Source organism: Bacteroidota bacterium (assembly GCA_018266755.1).
GTDB lineage: Bacteria > Bacteroidota > Ignavibacteria > Palsa-1295 > Palsa-1295 > JAFDZW01.
This window is the reverse complement of record JAFDZW010000005.1, coordinates 96,897-116,543: the sequence shown is the minus strand read 5'-3', so window position 1 is coordinate 116,543 and position 19,647 is coordinate 96,897. Positions and strand designations below refer to the sequence as shown.

At 55.1% G+C, this 19,647-nt stretch carries 19 protein-coding genes; 5 read left to right on the top strand and 14 right to left on the bottom strand.

Features of this window, described 5'->3' with window-relative positions; translation table 11 throughout:
• The first annotated feature begins 236 nt into the window (after positions 1 to 236).
• Together JSS75_05090 and JSS75_05085 are read left to right on the top strand one after the other, a co-directional pair.
• Entirely contained in the window at positions 237 to 851 is a 615-nt protein-coding gene (locus JSS75_05090; protein ID MBS1903060.1) for a hypothetical protein, read from the top strand.
• Between the two features lie 576 nt (positions 852 to 1,427).
• Positions 1,428 to 4,640, top strand: a complete 3,213-nt coding sequence (locus tag JSS75_05085) for a hypothetical protein (GenBank protein ID MBS1903059.1) — start codon at positions 1,428 to 1,430, stop codon at positions 4,638 to 4,640.
• Between the two features lie 126 nt (positions 4,641 to 4,766).
• Here the strand turns inward: JSS75_05085 and JSS75_05080 are convergent, their stop codons facing one another.
• The 14 genes from JSS75_05080 to JSS75_05015 form a co-directional block, all read right to left on the bottom strand.
• Positions 4,767 to 5,765, bottom strand: coding sequence for a flippase-like domain-containing protein (locus JSS75_05080; protein MBS1903058.1), 999 nt, complete (start codon positions 5,763 to 5,765; stop codon positions 4,767 to 4,769).
• 4 nt (positions 5,766 to 5,769) lie between these two features.
• Positions 5,770 to 6,696 carry a ribonuclease III gene (gene rnc / locus JSS75_05075; protein MBS1903057.1) on the bottom strand — a complete coding sequence of 309 codons (927 nt, stop codon included), beginning with the start codon at positions 6,694 to 6,696 and terminating at the stop codon, positions 5,770 to 5,772.
• 37 nt (positions 6,697 to 6,733) lie between these two features.
• The gene (gene fabF, locus JSS75_05070) at positions 6,734 to 7,987 is read right to left on the bottom strand and encodes a beta-ketoacyl-ACP synthase II (GenBank protein MBS1903056.1); all 1,254 of its coding nucleotides are present in this window, start codon (positions 7,985 to 7,987) and stop codon (positions 6,734 to 6,736) included.
• A 63-nt stretch (positions 7,988 to 8,050) separates the two neighbouring features.
• Positions 8,051 to 8,293, bottom strand: coding sequence for an acyl carrier protein (locus JSS75_05065; GenBank protein MBS1903055.1), 243 nt, complete (start codon positions 8,291 to 8,293; stop codon positions 8,051 to 8,053).
• Between the two features lie 68 nt (positions 8,294 to 8,361).
• Complete coding sequence (gene fabG / locus JSS75_05060) at positions 8,362 to 9,114, bottom strand: 3-oxoacyl-[acyl-carrier-protein] reductase (GenBank protein MBS1903054.1); 753 nt, start codon at positions 9,112 to 9,114, stop codon at positions 8,362 to 8,364.
• Positions 9,111 to 9,827 (bottom strand): DUF3109 family protein, encoded by a 717-nt coding sequence (locus JSS75_05055; protein ID MBS1903053.1) that lies wholly within the window; start codon positions 9,825 to 9,827, stop codon positions 9,111 to 9,113. Before JSS75_05055 ends, fabG begins: the two co-directional genes overlap by 4 nt.
• Positions 9,828 to 9,847: 20 nt before the next feature.
• Complete coding sequence (fabD, locus tag JSS75_05050) at positions 9,848 to 10,753, bottom strand: ACP S-malonyltransferase (protein MBS1903052.1); 906 nt, start codon at positions 10,751 to 10,753, stop codon at positions 9,848 to 9,850.
• A 14-nt stretch (positions 10,754 to 10,767) separates the two neighbouring features.
• A complete protein-coding gene (locus JSS75_05045) occupies positions 10,768 to 11,766 on the bottom strand; it encodes a ketoacyl-ACP synthase III (GenBank protein ID MBS1903051.1) in 999 nt (332 codons plus the stop codon).
• Positions 11,766 to 12,776 carry a phosphate acyltransferase PlsX gene (plsX, locus tag JSS75_05040; GenBank protein MBS1903050.1) on the bottom strand — a complete coding sequence of 337 codons (1,011 nt, stop codon included), beginning with the start codon at positions 12,774 to 12,776 and terminating at the stop codon, positions 11,766 to 11,768. Before plsX ends, JSS75_05045 begins: the two co-directional genes overlap by 1 nt.
• Positions 12,777 to 12,980: 204 nt before the next feature.
• Positions 12,981 to 13,166, bottom strand: coding sequence for a 50S ribosomal protein L32 (gene rpmF, locus JSS75_05035; GenBank protein ID MBS1903049.1), 186 nt, complete (start codon positions 13,164 to 13,166; stop codon positions 12,981 to 12,983).
• A gap of 325 nt (positions 13,167 to 13,491) precedes the next feature.
• On the bottom strand, positions 13,492 to 13,812 hold the full coding sequence (locus tag JSS75_05030) for a hypothetical protein (GenBank protein ID MBS1903048.1): 321 nt from the start codon (positions 13,810 to 13,812) through the stop codon (positions 13,492 to 13,494).
• Between the two features lie 137 nt (positions 13,813 to 13,949).
• Positions 13,950 to 14,834, bottom strand: a complete 885-nt coding sequence (locus JSS75_05025) for a hypothetical protein (protein ID MBS1903047.1) — start codon at positions 14,832 to 14,834, stop codon at positions 13,950 to 13,952.
• A gap of 233 nt (positions 14,835 to 15,067) precedes the next feature.
• Positions 15,068 to 15,481 carry a T9SS type A sorting domain-containing protein gene (locus JSS75_05020; GenBank protein ID MBS1903046.1) on the bottom strand — a complete coding sequence of 138 codons (414 nt, stop codon included), beginning with the start codon at positions 15,479 to 15,481 and terminating at the stop codon, positions 15,068 to 15,070.
• Complete coding sequence (locus JSS75_05015) at positions 15,478 to 16,617, bottom strand: hypothetical protein (GenBank protein MBS1903045.1); 1,140 nt, start codon at positions 16,615 to 16,617, stop codon at positions 15,478 to 15,480. The genes JSS75_05020 and JSS75_05015 overlap by 4 nt, the downstream gene beginning before the upstream one ends.
• 128 nt (positions 16,618 to 16,745) lie before the next feature.
• Here JSS75_05015 and JSS75_05010 point away from each other — a divergent pair, with 128 nt between their 5' ends.
• Genes JSS75_05010 through JSS75_05000 form a run of 3 tightly spaced genes read left to right on the top strand, consistent with a single transcriptional unit; the run spans position 16,746 to position 19,514 of the window.
• Positions 16,746 to 17,675 carry a TIGR00282 family metallophosphoesterase gene (locus JSS75_05010; GenBank protein MBS1903044.1) on the top strand — a complete coding sequence of 310 codons (930 nt, stop codon included), beginning with the start codon at positions 16,746 to 16,748 and terminating at the stop codon, positions 17,673 to 17,675.
• Positions 17,672 to 18,565 carry a bifunctional 5,10-methylenetetrahydrofolate dehydrogenase/5,10-methenyltetrahydrofolate cyclohydrolase gene (locus JSS75_05005; protein MBS1903043.1) on the top strand — a complete coding sequence of 298 codons (894 nt, stop codon included), beginning with the start codon at positions 17,672 to 17,674 and terminating at the stop codon, positions 18,563 to 18,565. Before JSS75_05010 ends, JSS75_05005 begins: the two co-directional genes overlap by 4 nt.
• Before the next feature lie 4 nt (positions 18,566 to 18,569).
• Entirely contained in the window at positions 18,570 to 19,514 is a 945-nt protein-coding gene (locus JSS75_05000; GenBank protein ID MBS1903042.1) for an NAD(+)/NADH kinase, read from the top strand.
• The last annotated feature ends 133 nt before the right edge of the window (positions 19,515 to 19,647 follow it).

The following is a 19,647-nucleotide window of genomic DNA, read 5'->3' as shown; positions in this document are numbered from 1 at the left end:
TTATGACAATCCTGGGCAACCGGTTTGTTTTTGCAATGGCATTCTCCAGTACGAAATAGGAATTACCTTTGGCATTGCCAATGTATTATACCCAAATGATGTCGGCTTCCGTGTCGATTCGATCCGGTACGAATGCGACACATCCGCTTTTCAATACATCGTAACGATTAGAACCATTAATTTAGGAAATGGCGGGCCAATGTTCAGGCCCAGTTTATTCTCCCAAACATATCGGCTTGGATACGCTTCGCATCGTAGGGTACTACGGAGCATACGCCAGAACTGCGATTGTTCTCTGCCACGCTATTGTCAGACCTGAGATTGGGTTGTACGGCTGGACCTCGACCACAATTGACTTTGGTTGCGGCTCTTCGATTTATGATCTCAACCAACAAATTCGTACCGATACGCTGCACGACGAAATGAATGGTGGCTTTCCGATTGCGATTGCCACGACTCCGCAGCACCATGGTGTAAATGAAAATGTAGAAGTTCGCTCCTGCGGCGGAGAGACCATCGACTCCATCTATACGGTGGGCGATTTCTCGGAGTTCGAGTTTACCGAACTCTCGAAGGCACCGATTACCATCGCAGATGGCGACTCGCTGGTGATCAGGTACTTATTCACTCCGCATGTTGTGGGAAAGCTTCCGCATTCCCTCATATTCCATACCATTGACGGGAAATATCTGGTCTGGAGCCTTGAATGTAAGGTGTATGGAACAGATGCGGTCGAAGCCATCGGTCGGGCCGTCGCGGACGACCTTTCGCTGATTCCGAACCCTCCAACCGGGCCGTGCAGATACGAATGCCGACTGCTGCGCACGACCGGGTTGACATCTCGATCGTAAACGATCTCGGCATCGGCCTGAAATCTTTCAACACAGGCTCGCCGAATTCGGATGGTGGGCAAGGAACGGCCATAGTACATGCCGACGTCTCGGACATCCCGAACGGAGTGTACACGCCAATTTGCACAACCGCAGGCACGGTCCGGACATCGAGGTTGGTCACCCTGAGACAATAGGTAGCGTTACGGAATTGACGAGGCAAACCAGATTGTGTCAGACGAGATGTTGCCCCCCCCCCCAACCCACACTGTTCTCGAGGCTCGGCATCGTCCTCAATGCGCGGCAAGGATATTATTTTGGAGCTTCGCCGAAAGTTTTGTATATTGGAAGTGAAATACACCTCCACTTCAATTCCTGAAGTACGTGTACTCGACATAGTGGTCAAGTGGGAAAGAAGCTACTTGCATCTTCTTTCATTAGTTGCCTTCTTAACCCATTGGGCTGCCAGTGATAACTTATTCAACTAGAAGACATACCACAATGAAATCAGGACTCTATTCCTTGTTCCATGCAAGGCCGTTCCGCCGTTTGGCGTTGAGCCTACTTGCAGTGCTGTTGATAGCAACTCAATCCACTTTGATTCGTGCTCAGCAAGAAGTGAATCCGAGGGTGCTCTCGTATCAGGGTTCCGTGACGACAGGCACGGGAACCCCACTTACGGGCGAGCATCGGATCACAACCACACTGTACTCCGATGCGAGTGGAACCGTGCCCGTCTGGAGCGGCACCTACCGCCACGAACTGACTGGAGGTGTTTTTACCGTCCTGCTTGGCAGCGGTGCATATCCGTTACCGAACGAGCTGGATTTCTCGAAGCCGCTCTGGATCGGTGTCCAGATCGACGGCGGAGAAGTAATGAAGCCTCTTACAAGACTCTCCGGATCGCCATACGCCGTCTCGGTTGCCGATCGATCGGTGACCAAGGACAAGGTCGACTTCAACTATGTGGGTGCGATCAACGTCAACGGAAAGCCGATCACAGCACAAGGGTCAACGTTGAACCTTGTTAACGGCGAGCATACGGCCTTCAACTACGATGAAGCCACGAACACGCTCTCGCTAAACTCCTATGCGGGTATTGGGAATGCAACCCCACAGGGCGGAGGAGTGAGTTGGGTAACCGGAGCAAACACTGCCGCCGGCTACGGCGCGGGCCTTTTGGGGTCTGACAACACAAACCCTGCTAACGTCAATATGGTCGCATTCGGCGTGACGCAGATGATATTAATTGGCGCTCCGGTCGGCGGCATAACAAGTGGTATCATTCTGCCAACATCTGCCGCTTCGGGATTAGGTGTAATCTTTCAAACCAACACCAACCATACGTTTATCCACAGTTTTGGCGGAGTCACAAACTTCTTTGCGGCGAATGACGCCGGCAATCTGTCGATGACAGGTACCAATAACACCGGAGTCGGAAACCTCGCGCTGAATGCGAATACTTCGGGTAGTGAAAACACCGCATCTGGCGCTGGGGCGCTTGGCGCAAACACAATAGGATCAGACAATACAGCCAGTGGGTTTCAGGCGCTCACCAACAACACGATCGGGAGCAGCAACACCGCGATTGGATCCGGCTCACTTTCAGCTAACACTGTCGGCTCGGATAACGCTGCTGTGGGATTCCACGCTCTCACAAGCAGTAGCACCGGAACTGGTAATACTGCCCTTGGGTCCGGCGCATTGGCAGCGAACACTACCGGTATGGGCAACGTCGCAAGCGGTTTTCATGCCCTCACCAGCAATACAATAGGAGACAATAACACTGCGACCGGCTTTGGGTCCCTCCAGAAGCTCACCGGTGGTGGAAGCACCGGTCATGGTACCGACGTCTTTTCCGTGCAGAATACAGCCTGCGGGTCGGGTGTTCTGTCAGTAGACGATAGCGGCTTCGATAATACAGGCATCGGCTTCAACGCCCTGCATGCAAATACCGGTGGTACCTATACGTTGGTCGATGGTGAGTATGAACCGGAGGGAGCACGCAATACAGCGTGTGGTTCCGGTGCACTTGAAGCAAATACTAAAGGGTGGGAAAACACAGCCGTTGGCTTTTGGGCGCTGTGGAAAACAGTAGCATCAGCAAAAAATACGGGGATAGGAGCTTGCGCGCTAGAAATGAATATCACCGGTGTCGGCAATACTGCGTCCGGCTGGGGGGCCATGGCAAACAGTGATACTGGGACGTACAACACTGCCGATGGAGCGGATGCACTTCATGAGAACAAGGGGCATTTTAATGCAGGTATCGGTGTCGCTGCGCTTTACAATAACACATACGGCATGAACAACACTGCCGTAGGAACTGCGGCCCTTCAAGCGAATACGACAGCCACTCTCAGCACGGCCGTGGGAGCATACGCACTCTTTAATAGCAATGTATCGCAGAGCAGTGCGTTCGGAGATTCAGCACTTTATAGTAACACCACCGGGGAGCAGAACACCGCGCTAGGATCGAGCGCTCTATTCAGCAATACCGTTGGGGGCGACAACACCGCCACTGGTTTCCAGTCGTTACATAGTAACACGACGGGGCTAGCAAATACCGCAACTGGATGTATGGCTCTATGGAGCGAAACGTTCGGGTACGAGAATACGGCGACCGGAGCCTACTCACTCTTCACTAACTCCAGCGGAAGCTATAACACCGCAAACGGCGGACATGCATTACACGCCAATACGACCGGTTACAACAACACCGCCGCAGGGGCATCCTCGCTCCAGAACAACACGACAGGGCACGACAATACTGCAAGCGGTGCCTATGCGATGTATAACAATACGACCGGGGAAAGCAACACCGCGAGTGGCGTGACAGCACTCGGGAATAATACGACGGGGTACGACAATACAAGCAACGGGTACTCCGCGCTCTACAGCAACACCTCCGGGCACAGCAATACGGCCAGCGGCTGGGAGGCACTTTATAATGCCGATGCTGACTACAATACGGCTTACGGGTCCGCAGTGCTCCACAACAATACCTATGGTTCAGGGAACACAGGGTGCGGTGAGAGCGCGCTCTACAGCAATCTCACAGGAGGCGGTAACACGGCTATCGGTCACAATACACTCTATTCTAATTTGGTTGGAGTAAACAATACTGCCAGCGGCAATCAGGCGCTTTATAGCAGTACGGGAAGTTATAATACTGCTACCGGTACTTACTCGCTCAACTTTACCACCGGAGATAACAATACTGCCGACGGCGAGGAAGCGCTCTACTACGATAACACAGGTCATAACAACACCGCAAGTGGGTACAGCGCTCTCTTGAACAACACCACGGGGTCCAACAACGCCGCAATTGGTACTGTTGCAGGGCAGACTAATACCACTGGATCTAACAACACCTTCTTGGGTGATCATTCTGATGCCAGTACAAGCAGCCTCAGTAATGCGACCGCGATCGGCGCGAATTCGGTCGTGGATGCAAGCAACAAGATCCAGCTCGGTAACGGAAGCGTAACCGTAGTCAATACCTCTGGTCTCGTCAAAACCAGCGGTGGTATTGACGTGACGGCGGGGATTACGACACTTTCATATGCCACGGTCACGGCCGGCGCAACGATCACGATTCCGACAACTTCGTCGGTAATCGGGATTGCAGACGATGGCTTAACCCTAGCCAACGCTGTTACAATGCCCACTGTTGGGTCTGGAGATAATGGGCGCATCCTCTACATCTATAATGGGGACGCAGGCGCAACAACTGGAACAGTAATAAATCCAGGCGCAACAGCAACGTTCGTTGTTGCGGCTGGTGCCTGGCAGCGCGTAGGACCGTAATTCACACCTAGAGAGAGAGTTCTGAGGGGGGGGGGGGTTGAAGACCTACTTCAATCCCCTTTCTGCATCCGGCCCTCGACTGCAATTGCTGAAGTCCAGTGCTCTGTTCCGAAGTGCCTGTGTCCGCTAGTCAGTCTGAGGTGCACGAAGCGACACCCCGGCGCGAACCATATAAAACAGACCGAGGAGTGTGATGGCCAAGTAATTCACGGCATGTGTGATGGTCGCGAAGGCGATGGCGACGGGCATCGGCGTGTTGAAGAAGCCTGCGAGGCCACGGCTGATGAAGTAGTGGTATGTTCCTGTGCCGCCAGGCGCTGGGATCGTGATCGATACGCCGGTGAGCGCAAGCAACGCAAGTGCACCCGTAATGCCAATGCTTTCGATGCCACTCCCCGGAAAGACGAAGATGCCGGAGAATGTTGAAATGAGATAGAACAGCCAGACACCAACTGTCCCGACGATGATCGGGAAGATGGTTTCTTTCGATAGCCCGTGCAAGCCGGTCGTGAACGTCTTGAATGCCCGACTGAGTACGCCGGCGATCTTTGCCGGAAGCAATCGGTCGATCAGGCGCAACACGAAGTCACCCACCCGCCGATTCACTACTACCACAACGAACACTACCAGAGCGACCGCGACAATGGCGATCAGCGGCATTGTTGCGCTAGCGAGATCAGGAAACTCGCGTTCGAATTCGGAGCGATAGACGAAGAGCGTGAGCGTGAGAATACTGCCGAGCGCAATGACGTCGAGAATGCGTTCGATGACGATTGTGGCGAGTGCTCCGGCGAACGGGACACGCTCGGAGCGAGCGATCATTGCCGGGCGCACCAGTTCGCCAGCGCGCGGAATTACATTATTGAGCCCGTACCCCGCAACAACTGCTTTGAAAGAGTTGTACGAAGATACCTTCCCTTTGAGTGGGCGAAGTAAATATTGCCACCTCCATGCCCTAACGTAGTGTGCGATGAGCTGAAAGACGACGATGCCAAGCAGCGCAGGGATGCTTGCATGGCTCGCTACTTGTAGCAGCGCTCCGAAATCCTGCCCTCGAAATGCCAGAAACAATGCGCCCACGGTGAGGACCGTTGCGACTACATACTTCAACCAAGACTTCTTCATTCGGTCAGACCATCGGTGTTTGATCCGTCGTACCCGGTGTGAGCACGCCAAACTCTTCGAGTGCGCGTAATGCGGCCTCCTGCTCTGCTTCTTTCTTCGAGTGCCCGCGTCCGGCGCCGCGAACCATCCCGCCGACGAGCACCTCTACCGAGAAGACCCGTGCGTGGTTCGGGCCTTCTTCCCCGACCGTCACATAACGCGGCACGCCGAGTTTCTGCGACTGGGCGAACTCAAGGAGCATCGACTTATAATTCGTATCGCTGAGCATCAGCTCGTCGCGGCGCGTATGCGTGATGATCTGCCGATAGATAAAATCACGGGCAGCATCCATCCCGCCATCGAGGTAGATCGCCGCAATAATCGCCTCGTATGCATCGGCAAGCAGCGTCTGCGAGCCCCGATCGAGCGAATGGCGTGCGGAGGTAGAAAGCAGGATGAATTTTTCGAGACCGATGTCATTGGCATGCTTAGCCAATGCAGTGCCGCTCACTAACCGCGACCGCAGTTTCGTGAGTTCACCTTCGGGAAGATTCTGAAACTCTCGGTAGAGATATTCACCGATGACCAGATCGAGTACGGCATCGCCGAGGAATTCAAGACGCTCGTTCGATTGCATATCCGGCTGTTGAACGAACTGCAAGTAGGAGCGGTGCGTGAGTGCCTGCATGAAGTACAAGCGGTACTTGATCACATGGCCGATGCGACGCTCTAATTCCTCGAAGTCCGCGCCGGAGAGATTCCCTCGTGCAACGCCCGCGACTTCGGGCGGCGGCGCGACATAGACTTGGTCGCTGCGTCTGGGCGTAATGCCCGGAGGTTCGACGCCACGGCGAACTCGGCGCTTCGCGCCGAGTTCGCGATAATATTCGATGCGCTTCCTGAGCTTGCCAAGAAGACTGATACTACTGCCGTCGGCTGCTGGAGTACTCACCGGTTCGTCTCCCCCGAAATGCCGAAAGAACGTTAGATTACTGCTCAAACCGTTTCAGCGCGATCGTGGCATTATGACCGCCGAATCCGAATCCGTTGCTCATCGCAGCGCGAATCTCCATCGGACGGGCAGTATTGGGGATGTAATCGAGATCGCACTGCGGATCGGGAGTCTGCAGGTTGATCGTCGGCGGCGCGATCTGGTGGTGGATGGCCAGAACGCTTGCAATGGCTTCTACGGCACCGGCCGCCCCAAGCAAATGGCCCGTCATCGACTTTGTCGAGTTGACGGCAAGCTTGTACGCATGATCGCCGAATGTCGTTTTGATCGCTTCGGTCTCGGCAATATCGCCAAGCGGCGTCGACGTACCGTGGACATTGACATAATCAAAATCCTTCGGAGACATGCCCGAGGTATGCAGGGCCATTTTCATGGCACGAACGGCTCCCTCCCCGCCCGGCGCCGGTGCAGTGATGTGATGCGCGTCTGCCGTTGCTCCAAAGCCTGCGACTTCGGCATAGATGCGTGCGCCACGGTTCATCGCATGTTCAAGATCTTCGAGAATGAGGCTGCCCGATCCCTCGCCGCAGACGAACCCGTCGCGCGTAAGGTCGAACGGACGGCTCGCCGTCTCGGGCGAATCATTGCGCGTCGAAAGCGCCTTCATTGCATTGAAACCGCCGACACCCATCGGGCAGATGCCCGCTTCGGTGCCTCCGGCAACCATCATGTCGGCCAGCCCTCGCTGGATGTACATCACGGCGTCGATGATCGAGTGGTTGCTCGTCGCGCAGGCGCTCGTCGTTGCGTAGTTGGGTCCTTTGAGGCCGAACCGCATCGAAATATACCCGGCGCAAATATCCGAAATGATCATCGGTATGAAGAACGGCGAAATTCGGTGCGGTCCGCCGGTATCGAATACCGTCTGCTGCTGCTTCTGATACGCCCACATCCCGCCGATGCCCGAGCCGAAGATGACGCCGAAGCGGTCGCGATCGACCTTCTCCATATCGACTCCGGAGTCGGCGATCGCCTGCACACTCGACGCCATGCCAAATTGCGTAAAGAGATCCATCCGCTGAGCGAGCTTGCGATCGACGTACTCGACGGGATCGAAGTTCTTGACTTCGCAGGCGAATTTGGTGTCGTAATCGGATGCGTCGAACCGGGTGATCGTCGCTCCGCCCGAGCGGCCATTGCGCAGGCCATCCCAGTAGGAAGCAAGATCGTTGCCGATCGGGGTCACTGCCCCCATTCCGGTAACGACAACGCGGCGGTATTCGTGAGCCATAAGTAGAAACACAGGCGAGCGCAACGAATCGTCGGTGCGCTCACCTTCTGTTGGAAAAATGAATTACTGTTTGCCGGAGATGTAGGTCACTGCATCGCCGACGGTCTGGATCTTCTCCGCGTCCTCGTCGGGAATCTGCATGCCGAACTCCTTTTCGAACTCCATGACGAGCTCAACGGTATCGAGCGAATCCGCACCGAGATCCTTCGTGAAGGATGCGGTGGTGGTTACCTGCGAGGCCTCAACGCCAAGCTTGCCAACGATGATATCCCGTACCTTTGACTCGATTGCTGCTGTGTCTGCCATAACTGGTTTAGTGAATAAAGTAGAAAATTCAACCTATAAATATAACACTTTTTGAGTTCCCTGCCCCGTTACATCGCCATGCCGCCATCGACGCGGATGGTCTCGCCGGTGATATACTCGGCCAACGGCGACGCAAGAAAGAGCACGGCATTCGCAATATCCTCGACCGTCCCCATCCGCTTGACGGGCACGAGATCCATGATTGCCTTTTGCTGCGTCTCGCTGAGCTTGCCTGTCATGTCGGTTGCGATATACCCCGGGGCGACAACATTTGCCGTGATCCCGCGCGAGCCGACTTCCTTTGCGATCGACTTCGAGAATCCGATCACGCCGGCCTTCGAAGCCGTATAATTTGCCTGACCCGGATTTCCCGTGAGGCCTACAACACTGGATATCGTGATAATCCTCCCGCTTCGGGCAGACATCATCGGCCGGATCGCCGCCTTGGTCAACAGGAACACACCCTTCAGGTTCGTATCGATCACCGAATCCCAGTCGGCCTCGCTCATGCGCATCAGCAGGGTGTCCTTCGTAATACCGGCATTATTGACGAGGATATCGATCTTCCCAAACTGCTTGGTCGCTTGGTCGACGACGTTCGTTGCATCCTCGCTCGATGCCGCATCGGCTTTGATGGCGACAGCCTTGCGGCCGAGCTTCTCAACCTCGGCGACGACGTCGTTCGCCGCCGCTTCGTTCGATGCATAGGTAAATAGCACGTCTGCCCCCGCCGCCGCCAGCGCCAGGACGATTCCGCGTCCGATGCCTCGCGAGCCACCAGTGACGATGGCGCTTTTTCCGGTTAGGTCAATGGTGGTCATAAGGAGATCTGTACCATGGAATTCTTGCGACGCTCGTCCTCGAAGCGTGCGCGATTCGCCTGGAAATACTCGTTCATTTGGGTGTAGCCTTCTTCGCCGAAGACGTACTTGATTTCTTCGGTCATCGACTCGAAGACCGAGTGCACATAATTCCCTGCACCCGTCGGCCCGCAATGATTAAGATCTTCGGAATGCGAGTCGTCATAGGTGATAACGCCTTCGACGACCGTGATCGGAAACAGGATGCAATACGTCGGCTTCCATGCCCAACGATGCAGACCGTTTGCAGCCGCAGCAACCTGGATCGAACAGAAATGGCGCTTATCGAGCATGACACATCCTTCGGTGAAGCCCGAGATACCACCATCACGATCATGCACGTTCGTGCCGGTTGCGCGTCCGCTGGCAAAATCGGCGTCGTCGATCCACTCGCCATCGAACCAATGCGCGGGGTCTGTATCCTGCGTCTCGTCCATGTGCGCGGCGATCTCGTTCTTATGACGAAGGATCGTCTCGTACTCGGCCGTGTCGGCGTAGACACCGCTGTGGCAACAGCCGCCTCCACATTTGTCGATGTCGCAATACTTCACGAAGCCATGCGTGAAGATCAGCTCGTCGACCTTGAAGCCCTTAATAGTGAACGGGGCAAGACGCGATGCCGGAATATCTCCGTGCATTTCCGCCGCTTCGCCCAGGTGGTCCGTCCCAGTCATTCGTGATCGCTCCTTACTTGTTATGCGGCGTTCGGTTTTTCGACGCCAGATGTCATGACATCCGTCACGGTACGTCCGATGAGTCCTTGCAATACCTTGCCCGGCCCGTACTCCACAAAATTAACGATGCCCGCTTTGTGCATATTGCGTACTGATTGCTCCCAGAGCACCGGTGCGGTAAGCTGTTCGACAAGACGCATACGGATCGACGCAGCGTCGCCATGCGGTTCCGATGTCACATTCGCATAGACGGGAATGTTCGGCGCACCGATCGCCGTCGATTCGAGCGCTTCTTTCAATCCATCGGCAGCATATTGCATCAACGGCGAATGAAATGCGCCGCTGACCGGTAATTCCTTCACGATCCGGATCCCCGCATCCTTCGCGCGCTTCATCGCCTCGCGTACGCCATCGACAGAGCCGCTGATGACAACCTGACCGGGCGAATTAAAATTTGCCGGACGAACGATGTTCCCTGTTTCGGACTCGACTGCGGTGCACATCGTACGCAACACGGCTTCGTCCATACCGATAATTGCTGCCATCGTGCCTGGCTGCCGCTTGCCTGCCTCTGCCATGAGCATTCCGCGAAGTCGTACGAGTTTCAGGCCGTCGTCAAACGATAGCGCCCCTGCGGCAGTAAGCGCTGTGAACTCGCCGAGCGAATGCCCCGCAACCGCCGCGGGCGTCGTGGTTGGTTCGCCGCAACGAAGTGCGATCATCGAGTGCAGGTAAATCGCAGGCTGCGTAAACTCGGTTTGCTTTAACAGATCGTCCGGCCCTTCGAGCATTGTCCGCGACAGATGCGTCGAGAGCAGATCGTCCGCCTGCTCGAGCATCGACTTCGCCGTTGCGTTCGATTCGGCGAACTCCTTCGCCATGCCGACGTATTGCGATCCTTGTCCGGGAAAAACGAAAGCGGTCATGTTTGGTCTGTATCTTAGATGCACCAACGAACGAGCATCGAACCCCACGTATAGCCTGCGCCGAAACTACAGAGCACCACGTAGTCGCCTTTCTTCAGTTTACCGTTGGCATACCACTCGCTCAAACAAATCGGTATCGTCGCGGCGGTAGTGTTGCCGTAACGGTCGATATTTACCATTACCTTCTCTTCCGGCAAGCCGACACGCTGGCGTGCGGCGTCGATGATCCGAAGGTTCGCCTGGTGCGGCACAAGATATGCAATGTCATCGGCCGTCAAACCGTTTCGTTCGACGATCTCCGCCGAGACTTCTGCCATGCCGACGACCGCACTCTTAAAGACGGTCTTGCCGTCTTGATACACGTAGTGCCACTTGTTGTCGACCGTCTCGTGCGTCGGCGGGTTCAGGCTGCCGCCTGCTTTCATGTGCAGGTGCTCGCCGCCTTTGCCGTCGATGTGCAGGATGGAATCCACAATGCCGTATTCTTCCTCCACAGCCTCGAGCAGCACGACCCCGGCGCCGTCACCAAAGAGGATACACGTGTTGCGATCTTCATAATCGATGATCGAGCTCATTTTATCCGCACCGACAACCAGCACGCGATTCGCCGCTCCCGATTCGATGAAGCGTCTGCCGGTTTCGAGCGTGAAGATAAACCCGGAGCATGCGGCCGAGACATCGAAGCCCCAGGCCTTCGATGCGCCGATCTTATTTTGAATCACGCAGGCCGTTGACGGGAAGAACATATCCGGCGTAACGGTACCGACGAGGATGATGTCGATATCGTCGGCAGTGATCCCGCGTTTGTCGAGTACTTCCTTGATCGCGGGAACGGCGAGGTCGCTCGTCGGGCCGCTTCGGAAGATACGTCGTTCGCGGATACCGGCGCGGGTGCGGATCCATTCATCGTTCGTATCGAGATACGATTCGAAAAAAGAATTCGGAAGTACTTCTTCCGGAAGGTAGTGAGCGATGGCAGTAATGCCTGCCCTGCGAAGAGTCTGTGTCGCCATTATGCGTTTGTCCCGGCAGTGGATAATGCAGCCCGGGTCACTGCAACAACATTCTTTTCTACCATTTCTTCCGCGCGCAGCATCATTGTTCTGATTGCGCGGGGTGTCGAAGAGCCGTGACCGATAATCACGACGCCATTGACGCCGAGCAGCGGCACTCCGCCGTGCTCCTGATAATCGAAATCTTTCAAACTTGCTCTGAGCACCGAAGCCGTTACCGCGGCTTTCAGTTTATTGACGATCCCTTTCGCGGCGTATGCTTTGATGCGTACTCGCAGGCTCGTCAGCACGCTCTCGGCGAACTTCAGGATGATGTTCCCCGTGAAGCCGTCACAGAGGATCACGTCCGCTTTGCCCGCGAGAATGTCGCGCCCTTCCACATTACCGATGAAGTTCAGTCCGGCGTTCTCGAGCAGTGGGATCGCCTCGGCTGTGAGCGCATTTCCCTTCTCCTTCTCTTCGCCGACGCTCAACAATCCGACCGTCGGGTTCTTCACACCGAAGATCTCTTGCGCATAGACCGTGCCCATGATGCCGTATTCTTTGAGCCATTGGGCTTTGGCATCGACGGTCGCGCCGACATCGAAGACAAGCGTAAAGCCACCGCCGCCGCGCGGGAATTGTGCGCCGATCATCGGGCGACTGACGCCTTTAATGCGGCCAAGTTCGAGCGTCGAAGCACTCATGACGGCGCCCGTGTTGCCAATGCTGATAAACGCATCGACCTCGCCAGCTTTCAGTGCAAGCACTCCGCGCACGAGCGAACTATCGCGTTTATGCTTGAGCGCTGCGACAGGCTCGTCGTGCATCGTGATGACCTCGGGGGTATCCACGATGGTCACCCACTGGCTGCCCGGCTTACCGCTGACAAGCGGCTCGACCACCGATCGTTTGCCATAGAGCGTAACGACGAAACGGCCGTTGGTCTCGACAAGCGCAGTGAGCGCCCCCTCGACCTCGTAGGCCGGAGAGTTGTCGGAGCCCATGGTATCGAGACCGATCCGGATCATACTTTCCTTCCGAAACACGTCATTCAGAACGAAGTGAAGAATCCCTTGAGGTGCGCCTCGAGGATCCGTGCAGACCCGAAGGGATTCTTCGCTTTGCTCAGAATGACATGCGCATTGTCATTACGAACTTGAATTCAACAGCAAAGCCGCTCATCTTGTTTGCGATATCGCAAGATGAACGGCTTAACGATCAGTGCAGACTTGTTACGCGACCGACTTCGGTTCGAACATCTGGCGGCCGTTGTAGTGGCCACAGTTCGGGCAAGCACGGTGAAGCAACTTCGCAGCACCGCAGTTCTTGCATTCGCCGAACGACGGCTTAGCGGCCTTATAATGCGTGCGGCGCTTATCGCGACGTGTACGGCTGTTTCTATGAGTAGGATTTGGCATCTCTATATTCCCCTATTTTCTAAGCGGGGTGATAACACCCACAGAGCCCGGGAAGTTCAACTATGTCGAATCTTGCAGCACCTCTAATTAAAATTCAATAAGCAGCCGTAATTCTGGGCAAAGCGAAGAATTGCTCTACGCAGACGTCATTCTGAGCGAAGCGAAGAATCCCTTGATGAAACGCAGTGAGTCTCCGCCGCAGAGATTCTTCGCTTCGCTCAGAATGACGATAGTAATACAGTCAACACAAAGCCACTCCTTCGAATCTTGGGGAAATGTGGAGTAATCCACGCTCCGATCCAATTGCTTGTCCCCCCGCCCACTCTCAATTCCGTTTCATATTCATCGGTTGAAAGCGGTACTGAACTGGCTTTTCGACGCGGCGTTCGTCAAAGAGCGTTTCCAGAAGTTTCCGAGCCTCGTAATAGCCACCCGGTTTGAATGCGTAGCCTTCGAGCACATGTGCGTACGAGCAATGCGTACACCCCTCGACCCCCTGATCTTCCAGCCGAGCCATTGTCCCGGTCCGTTTACATTTCGGGCATGGCTGCGGCAGACGGCGCACCCAGCCATAATCGCGGTCATAGAATCGTTCGTGCGTATCGAGTTGGAGCTTCGTTCGGGTATCGGGTCGTGGCGGTCGCATAGGTGCCTATAATTGTCTCTGCCAATATATGGCTCCGTAAATAAGACTGGTGCAAATGCTCGATTTCCGCACTTACAGATGTGCCTGGACCTACTGATCAATAAGCAGCACTGTGATCATTGATAGTGACAGCAATCTCATTTCGCTCGTCGGCCGATCGCTACCCAAGACTGACCGTTCTTTGTACCGACTACACAGGCTGTGTTGCCCTTGAGCGAAAGTGCTTTGCCAATGTAATTGACGTTCGAATAATCATACAACGCATCGTATCGCTGCCATGTCTTTCCATTCCAGTGCCCAACCCAGCCCCAACTGCCAGCAGCCATAATGTCCGTTGAGGAGTTTGCGGATAAGAGATATAGCCCCACAAACGTCCCTTGTCCGAGAGAATTTGGAACAAGAGTTGTATCATTCCTCCACGCACCTCCATCTGTCCGGTGATACACGTTTGACCCAGCGGTCACAGCGAGGTGGTGACCAAGGCTGTCACCTGCCCACACGACGAACATCCCGGAGCGTTTAGCGCTTTCTGTATTCGCAAGCGGATCTTCGGTCCAGATCGTGCCATCATAATGTAGGAGTGTCGTTTGACCTGTAGAAACATTCGCTCCACAGGCCCATACATCATTGTGGCTCGTCCCCCAGACCGACCGCAGGTCCTTCGTCGTTGGGGAGGCCATATCCGTGAACGTCGTCCCGTCGTAATGATGAATCTGACCGGCATTTCCAACGACAAACAGATCATGGCTCGATTGCCCCCAGCACGCATTTGTCTGGCCAGGACGGAAATCTTCGAAGACTCCATTTGTCAACGAATGAACCGCGTCACCTCCGTAATGAATAAGCCAGTAGTGATTCGTGTCGAAGGCAAAGATCGAATAACCGTTCATCGCACCGTCCATCGTGACATGGTGTGTCGAATCCCGTGTATGGATCTGATGGAATGACGACCCATCGAATCGGTAGAGATTATTGCCGACGAGATAGATGTCATCCGGGCCAAAAACCCATACACCTGTCAAATTGGTCTCTCCGGGGATCGTGTATTCCGTCCATAACCACGCATGAGATAATGAATCCTTCACCCGTAGCAGCGAGTCCTGATTCAGGTTGCAGGTGTCGCATGGGTGATGTGTCGTATCCGAGCATGTATCGCATTTCTTCGTCTCGGTTGGATAATGCTACTTGCAGGAGAGCAACTCTCCTGCAAGTAGCACTACGATCATCGAAATCGATAGCAATCTCATGGGGTACCTCATTTGATGTAATCAACCCGTAGCACGGCGTTTGTATTGCCGGCCCTCAGGACCACATGATAGACGCCAGCAGCAGCGTTCTTGGGATGCCACTCGAGATGATGTCCCCCGCTGCCCAGGACTTCGCCGTCTGCAAGTGTCGAGACCTTTTCCCCAAGCACGTCATACACCTCTGCCCTCACCGGCGCGGCCTGCGGCAGTGTGAACGTCAACTTTACGTCACCACTGCTCGGATTCGGGTACGCACGAAGATCAGGGGTGGCTACGGTCGCGTCGGTGTGAACATCACTTGTCCCAGCCGGAACATAGCGGAAAATGCTGAACGTGTGCCGGTCGGTGGTCTGGGCGTAGATCCAACCGTGCCGCGGATCGAGGAATGTCATACTGCGCGCATCGAACGGGATGTCGTTCATGAGTGTGCGCGTATCGATATCCCAGGTTCGACCAAAATCGGTCGTGTGGGCGATGTGCTCGGCCGGCGGTTGGTGCCGAATGACGTATCGATCTGCCATGACTGGCCGTCGTCGGATGAGTATGCGTAGTTCACGCCGTATACGGGAAAGCCCGAAGCGACCATATAGTGATTGAACGGATTGCCGCCCTCGCCGTAGCCCGAGAATGCGTAGAGCCAACTGGAGTTTGCGATCGCTTGCGGTGCGAGGTATGCGATTTCGTGGTCTGACGGTATCCTCGGTACGACACCCCGATTTGCCACCCAATGATGACCTTCATCGGTCGAGATAAGCGTGACCCATGAGAATGGGCGTTTTGTATCCATAGATGCAGCGTTATTGCTATCAGGGACGCTAATGACCCAAGCCCCATCGCCACGTATGGTGAATGCATGGTTATTCACCTGATTAAATTTGCCGGTCTTCCCGAAGCCAAGTTGCGAAATGTTGTATAACAATGTTGAGTCCCACCGCTTGTCAAGCGTGAAAACCGCACCCTCGTTCGACGAAATAAAAAGTTTGCCCTCATCGTGCAACAGGTTCAGGTCGTCCATCCTCATTGTAATGACTTCGTCCTTCTTCGTGATGGCCTCCTCAGCTAACGTCCCACGGCTGACCACCGGATTGGATGCCTTTCGCGTCCAGGTGGTCCCATTGTCCGTCGAACGGTAGGTGACGATGGTGTCATGGAAGGCATTGTGCACTCCCCAGGCATTGGTGAATACAAGTTCGTTTGCGGAAATTGGGGTAGGTTCACCGACGATGACATCTCCTGGCTGTTCCAAGAGTGCACTATCCCAGGCAAACAATGCCACCGGGTCGAGCTTCTGCCAGCTTTCACCTCCATCGACGGTGCGGTACCACGTCCGGTCGGCCCAATTCGATTTCTTGAGAACGTATATGTTACGGGCACCAAAGAAATACCCGTGAAGGCTATCGGCAAAGACGATCTTGCCATACTCCATCGAATCTTCAAAGAACGTCGGGCCTTTGACCCAGTGGCCGGTTGAAGTCTGGGCAACTGCGCTCCGGCTATCCGCAAATAGGATGCATGCGGCTGCGATGAGAACGGTGCGAATGATCGGATGAATGAGCATAGTATCGGAAACGTGGTATACGCTGATGCTATACAAATAACACGTGCGGACTCATATTGTTACCTGCACCATCTACGAATTCGCCCGAACATGCGGGTTTAATTCTCAGGCCTGCAGCACATTTGCTGATGAACATCGGTGCACCAAAATCCTGTACCAATTTCCTCGCCAGATTTGTTAAGGTAACTTCACAGGAAACAGCCCTATTTCTCTTGAATATACTATTCATAGGTGATGTCGTCGGCACGGACGCCCTTGGGATGCTGACGCGGCTCCTCAAGACGTTCACCGATAAGTATCATGCCGACGCCGTGATCGTCAACGGTGAAAATGTCTTCGAAGGCAAAGGCATTAACCGCAAACAAGCAGACGAGCTCTTCGCGGCCGGGGCGAACATCATCACGACCGGCAACCACATCTGGGAGCGCTGGGAATCTCGCCCGCTTCTTCGGGAAGAACGCCGCATCTTGCGTCCGCTGAATTATCCGCGAAATAACGGCGGTGCGGGGTTCGCAATATTCGAGACCAAGTCCGGCCAGAAAGTTGGCGTATTGTCATTGCAGGGCCGGGTATTCCTGCCGCCGATCGACGACCCGTTCAATGCCGCCGACTGGGCGCTCGAACATATCCTTCGCGAAACACCGATTGTCATCGTCGATATGCACGCCGAAGCGACCGCCGAAAAACAGGCAATGGGCTACTATCTCGACGGTCGCGTGAGCGCCGTGCTCGGCACTCACACACACGTCCAGACCGCCGACGAGCGTATCCTTCCCCAAGGCACGGCATATATCTCCGATGTCGGCATGACCGGCCCGTACGATAGCTGCGTCGGGATGCGGACCGACATCGCCATCAAGCGTTTTACCTACGGGACACCACATAAATATGAGACGGCCAAAGGCGACATGAAGATCTCGGGTGTGTGCGTCGAAGTCGACGAAGCCACCGGCCGCGCACTGCGCATCGAGCGAATTCTCTACCCCGACTTCGAACGACAGCGGACGTACGTCGAAGACGCAGGTAATCACACCGAGGAAGGAGTGCCGGCAAAATGAGTACGGCTCGGATCATCGACGGCGCGGCGATTGCGCAACGTGTCCGCGACTCGGTCAAACACGATGCGGGGCATTTCATCAAGCGCACCGGTATTACCCCACGAATTGTGTTTATCCTCGTCGGCAGTAATCCGGCAAGCGAAGTGTATGTCAGTTCGAAGGGCACGTCAAGCGCGGACATGGGCTTCTCGCACGAGACCGTCCGCCTGCCTGCTACCGTCTCGCAATCCGAACTGCTCGATACGGTTTACCGTCTGAACGAAGATCCCGCGACTCATGGCATCCTTTGTCAACTTCCATTACCGAAGCAATTGTCGGAAGAAGCGGTGATCGAAGCGATCGCGCCGCATAAAGATGTCGACGGTTTTCATCCGGTGAATGTCGGTCGCCTTTCGATCGGTCGGGGCGAGTATTTCGTCCCATGCACACCGCTCGGGATTATGGAAATGATGGCGCAGGAAAACATCGATCCGTCGGGCAAGCACGTCGTGATCGTCGGCCGCTCGAACATCGTCGGCAAACCGATGGCTTCTCTGCTGGTGCAGAAGGCACAGGGTGCGAACGCCATCGTCACGATGGCGCACACTGGCGCAAAGGAGAAGTTAAAGGAGTATACCCGTTCAGCGGATATCCTCATTGCCGCCATGGGCGTCCCGCGTGCAATTACCCGGGACATGGTCAGCCCAGGCGTAGTGGTGATCGATGTCGGGATGAACCGTATCGAGGATCTTACGAAAAAAAGCGGCACCCGTCTTGTCGGCGACGTCGATTTTGACGGCGTCAAAGACGTTGCGAGTGCAATCACGCCTGTCCCCGGCGGCGTCGGGAAGATGACGATCGCCATGGTGCTCCGCAATACGCTTACGGCAGCCATTCGCCAAACTACATAACGCTATGCGTTTCGGGATTTATGCGAACATTCGCAAAGTCGAGCTCCATTCCACGCTCGAACACTTACTCCATCTTCTGAGTCCGGAGCCATGCGCGACGCTCTCGTCGCTGCGGGAATATGTCGGGAATCGCCAGGTGACGTTCTATGATAGCGCAAACGAGCTTGCGGCAAACAGCGACGTCATCGTTTCACTCGGTGGCGACGGCACGATGCTCACCGCTGCGCGGGCAATCATGCGCGAAAACCCGGCGGCAAAACTCGTCGGCGTGAATCTCGGTCACCTCGGCTTTATTTCCGAGCATTCGCCGAATGCATTGGAAGAGCTCATCGTGGCGGTCAAGCAGGGTACCATGACCGAAGAGAACCGTCTGGTGCTCGAAGGCTTGCTCACGAGCGAATCGAACGAAAAGACCGGGGTGCTGATTCGTCGCGACGTCTTAACTCCATCACGCGAAGGCGAACGCGGCGATTCGGCTCGTGCCTGTGCGCTCAACGAGATCGTGATCGATAATTTCGGTTCGACACGAATGCTGACATTCGAGATTCGGGTACAGGGTTCGCTGCTCGGTACACTTCGTGCAGATGGTATTCTCGTTTCAACACCAACGGGCTCGACTGGCTATAGCGTCAGCGCCGGTGGTCCGATCGTGGAGCCGACAAGTCCCGTGCTCATTATCTCCCCTATTGCCGCACATAGCTTAACCGTCCGGCCTGTGGTTGTGCCGGAATGGTACGAGATCGATCTGCGAATTTATAATGACGCCAGTTCTTCGGTGCTCGCTGTAGCTGACGGTCAGGAAGAAGTCGTGATCGAGACGCCGGCAATCGTGCGTCTGTCGGGGCATCAGAACCGATTGAAGCTCCTGCGGCATCCGTCGCAGTCATATTTCGATCTGCTTCGCAACAAGCTGCTCTGGAGCGCGGATATCCGAGGACTTAGGGCATAGAAACCGTACCTAGTGGTGTCATTGCGAGAGGGGCTTTAGCCCCCGAAGCAATCTGAAATTCCTCAGATGCACTGCAGGATCAACATTCGAGATTGCTTCGTCAGACGCTTCGCGTCATCCTCGCAATGACAGT